This window comes from Streptococcus sp. HF-1907, assembly GCF_015594605.1.
GTDB lineage: Bacteria > Bacillota > Bacilli > Lactobacillales > Streptococcaceae > Streptococcus.
On the sequence record NZ_JADNQT010000032.1, the window covers coordinates 1 to 2,888 of the forward strand.

At 40.5% G+C, this 2,888-nt stretch carries 2 protein-coding genes and 13 tRNA genes; all 15 read right to left on the reverse strand.

From position 1 onward, the window contains the following. Nucleotides 1–278: 278 nt before the first annotated feature. Nucleotides 279–779 carry a rod shape-determining protein MreD gene (mreD, locus tag IYQ92_RS09930; protein WP_195676484.1) on the reverse strand — a complete coding sequence of 167 codons (501 nt, stop codon included), beginning with the start codon at nucleotides 777–779 and terminating at the stop codon, nucleotides 279–281. Between the two features lies 1 nt (nucleotide 780). After that, nucleotides 781–1,608, reverse strand: coding sequence for a rod shape-determining protein MreC (mreC, locus tag IYQ92_RS09935; RefSeq protein ID WP_195676485.1), 828 nt, complete (start codon nucleotides 1,606–1,608; stop codon nucleotides 781–783). 63 nt (nucleotides 1,609–1,671) lie between these two features. After that, nucleotides 1,672–1,759 (reverse strand) — tRNA-Ser (locus IYQ92_RS09940). 7 nt (nucleotides 1,760–1,766) lie between these two features. Next, a tRNA-Ile gene (locus IYQ92_RS09945) sits at nucleotides 1,767–1,840 on the reverse strand. Nucleotides 1,841–1,869: 29 nt separating this feature from the next. After that, nucleotides 1,870–1,940: transfer RNA gene (locus tag IYQ92_RS09950), tRNA-Gly, on the reverse strand. A 3-nt stretch (nucleotides 1,941–1,943) separates the two neighbouring features. Next, nucleotides 1,944–2,016: transfer RNA gene (locus tag IYQ92_RS09955), tRNA-Phe, on the reverse strand. An 18-nt stretch (nucleotides 2,017–2,034) separates the two neighbouring features. Next, a tRNA-Met gene (locus IYQ92_RS09960) sits at nucleotides 2,035–2,108 on the reverse strand. Nucleotides 2,109–2,120: 12 nt separating this feature from the next. Continuing rightward, nucleotides 2,121–2,210 (reverse strand) — tRNA-Ser (locus IYQ92_RS09965). Nucleotides 2,211–2,225: 15 nt separating this feature from the next. Beyond that, nucleotides 2,226–2,299, reverse strand: a tRNA-Ile gene (locus IYQ92_RS09970). A gap of 21 nt (nucleotides 2,300–2,320) precedes the next feature. After that, a tRNA-Met gene (locus IYQ92_RS09975) sits at nucleotides 2,321–2,394 on the reverse strand. A gap of 10 nt (nucleotides 2,395–2,404) precedes the next feature. Further along, a tRNA-Pro gene (locus tag IYQ92_RS09980) sits at nucleotides 2,405–2,478 on the reverse strand. Nucleotides 2,479–2,481: 3 nt separating this feature from the next. After that, a tRNA-Arg gene (locus IYQ92_RS09985) sits at nucleotides 2,482–2,555 on the reverse strand. A gap of 17 nt (nucleotides 2,556–2,572) precedes the next feature. Continuing rightward, nucleotides 2,573–2,657, reverse strand: a tRNA-Leu gene (locus IYQ92_RS09990). 8 nt (nucleotides 2,658–2,665) lie between these two features. Beyond that, a tRNA-Gly gene (locus IYQ92_RS09995) sits at nucleotides 2,666–2,737 on the reverse strand. A 25-nt stretch (nucleotides 2,738–2,762) separates the two neighbouring features. Next, nucleotides 2,763–2,835, reverse strand: a tRNA-Thr gene (locus tag IYQ92_RS10000). Nucleotides 2,836–2,888 lie beyond the last annotated feature (53 nt).

The following is a 2,888-nucleotide window of genomic DNA, read 5'->3' on the forward strand; positions in this document are numbered from 1 at the left end:
GTAAGTGATGAGATTTAGCGGTATACTGTCAGTGGCTCATTGGGACGTCCTCTCTGTTTGTTTGGTCACTTACAGTATAGTCCTTTTGGGCTTTTTATGGTATTTTGAAATTAACTAGCACCACGGGTCAAGATATCTTTAAATCTATGGTAAAAAACACAGAAAGAATCTTTTAAGTCAACATAAATCATATGACATACACTCAAATTTCATAAGATAAAATAAAAGTGCTAATCTGGTTACACCAGATTAGCACAGAACTATATTTTCAAATTTATTCAACCAAACAAAAATTTAAGTCCTTTTTGTCCCAAAACATAAATAATGATATTAGCCAAAAAAGTAAGGGTAAATCGAGTCGAAATAAAACTAACCATATTTCCTGCATAAATCCCCCAAAACTGACTCAATAGATAACCACCAACTTCATATAAAAATACAATCAGCATGAATACTAAAAAACCTTGTGGCCAGCTGGTAATGACAGACCTTGGTAGATAAATCACAGAAATAAAAATCAGCGGAAGCAATATTGTCGCAATACCAAGGCTCCCTAAATAAAAACTATCAAATAAACATCCCAAAATACCAGCAGTAATCAAAACGAATAAAGGACTTTGATTCTTAAAAAAATACATTAAACCAAGTAACATCAAATGAGTTGACACTATTGATGTAAAATGCAATATATTATTAATTGCAAAAGACAACTGACTGTCTAAAATCATGATGAGAAATAGGAAAAATAATAAGCTAAATTGATTTTTTAAAATTTTCATATTATTCACCAATAACTGTTACTGCACTAATATCAGAAAAATCTGCACTAGGTTTAACATAGACTTTCCGCTCGATTCCTTTAGAATCATTATCTGATTTTTCAACACTACCAATAAGAAGTTCTGCAACCGTTTTACCATCCAGTCCACTAGTCACAACTTTAGCACCCTTATCAATAGCAGCAGTTGAATTCAATTCAGAAATAATAAAATAGTTTTCCGAATCATCATAGGAAGTCAAGATACCAAAAATATTCCCACTTGTGGTTTCAATCTTCACAGGTATGCTGAATTTAGACTGGTTCGTCAGCAACGTAACACGTGATGAAGTCGCATATACTCCCGAAATGAAGCCTACAACACTACCCTTAGATGACACTAAAGAAGATTTTTTGACGCCATCTTTCTTAGCTGCTCCAATAAACATATTATTAAACCAAGTAGAAGATGAACGGTTGGTCACTTTACTTGTAATTGTTTTCAAGTCATTATGTTCACTTACAAAGTTTAATTCCAATTTGAGAGAAGCATTTTCAGATTCCAAATTAGCAACTTTCGAATGTTCAGCCTCAAGTGTTATAAGCTGATTTTTTAAAGATGCGTTCTCCCTATAAACATCAATTACATCCGAAATTGACTCTTCCATAGTCCCCAAAGCCCTAAATGGTGCCGAAACAGCTGTGTTAACTGCTGAAATAGCATTTTCAAAGGGAGAAACCAAAAATGTCACTATCCCACTATTTCTAAATAATAGCAATAAAGAAAATACAGCAATAAACACGAGAGAAGACACAAGAAATAAAAAACGAGAAAATCTTAATTTGTTCATGGAAACCCCAAAGATAAAATAAAAACGAGTTATCAAAAGATAATCTCGCTTAAGTGATAAAGACGGAGAATAAGGGATTCGAACCCTTGCGCCAGTTACCCGACCTAACGATTTAGCAAACCGTCCTCTTCAGCCTCTTGAGTAATTCTCCAAAAAAATGGGCACGAGTGGACTCGAACCACCGACCTCACGCTTATCAGGCGTGCGCTCTAACCACCTGAGCTACGCGCCCAAGCTAGTGCTTGGCTTACTATAAAGTAAAGCGGGTGACGAGAATCGAACTCGCGACAACAGCTTGGAAGGCTGTAGTTTTACCACTAAACTACACCCGCAAATGGCGCGAGACGGAATCGAACCGCCGACACATGGAGCTTCAATCCATTGCTCTACCAACTGAGCTACCGAGCCTACTTCTTCTAATAGAAATTGCGGGAGCAGGATTTGAACCTACGACCTTCGGGTTATGAGCCCGACGAGCTACCTAGCTGCTCCATCCCGCGATAGTAAAATCAAGGAGGATGTGGGATTCGAACCCACGCACGCTTTTACACGCCTGACGGTTTTCAAGACCGTTCCCTTCAGCCGGACTTGGGTAATCCTCCAATTTATATATTTTATGGACCTTGTAGGACTCGAACCTACGACCGCTCGGTTATGAGCCGAGTGCTCTAACCAGTTGAGCTAAAGGTCCGAAGTTATCCATAAAACAAAATAGCGGCGAAGGGGATCGAACCCCCGACCTCCCGGGTATGAACCGGACGCTCTAGCCAGCTGAGCTACACCGCCATATATAACATCGGGAAGACAGGATTCGAACCTGCGACCCCTTGGTCCCAAACCAAGTACTCTACCAAGCTGAGCTACTTCCCGAAATGCACCCTGCAGGATTCGAACCTGCAACCGCCTGATTCGTAGTCAGGTACTCTATCCAGTTGAGCCAAGGGTGCTAACTATTAAATTTTTATGCCGAGGACCGGAATCGAACCGGTACGATGAAAATCATCGCAGGATTTTAAGTCCTGTGCGTCTGCCAGTTCCGCCACCCCGGCCTCCAACAAGCGAACGACGGGGTTCGAACCCGCGACCCCCACCTTGGCAAGGTGATGTTCTACCACTGAACTACGTTCGCATAAAGCCACTATATTTAGTTTTAATGCCGGCTACATGACTTGAACACGCGACCCTCTGATTACAAATCAGATGCTCTACCAACTGAGCTAAGCCGGCTATTAAGTTATGCGGGTGAAGGGACTTGAACCCCCACGCCGTTAAGCGCCAGA

What these genes read in the sequence shown, in the direction of transcription:
- mreD (WP_195676484.1), bottom strand. Translation starts at nt 779, where the DNA reads ATGAAAATTTTAAAAAATCAATTTAGCTTATTATTTTTCCTATTTCTC.
- mreC (WP_195676485.1), bottom strand. Translation starts at nt 1,608, where the DNA reads ATGAACAAATTAAGATTTTCTCGTTTTTTATTTCTTGTGTCTTCTCTC.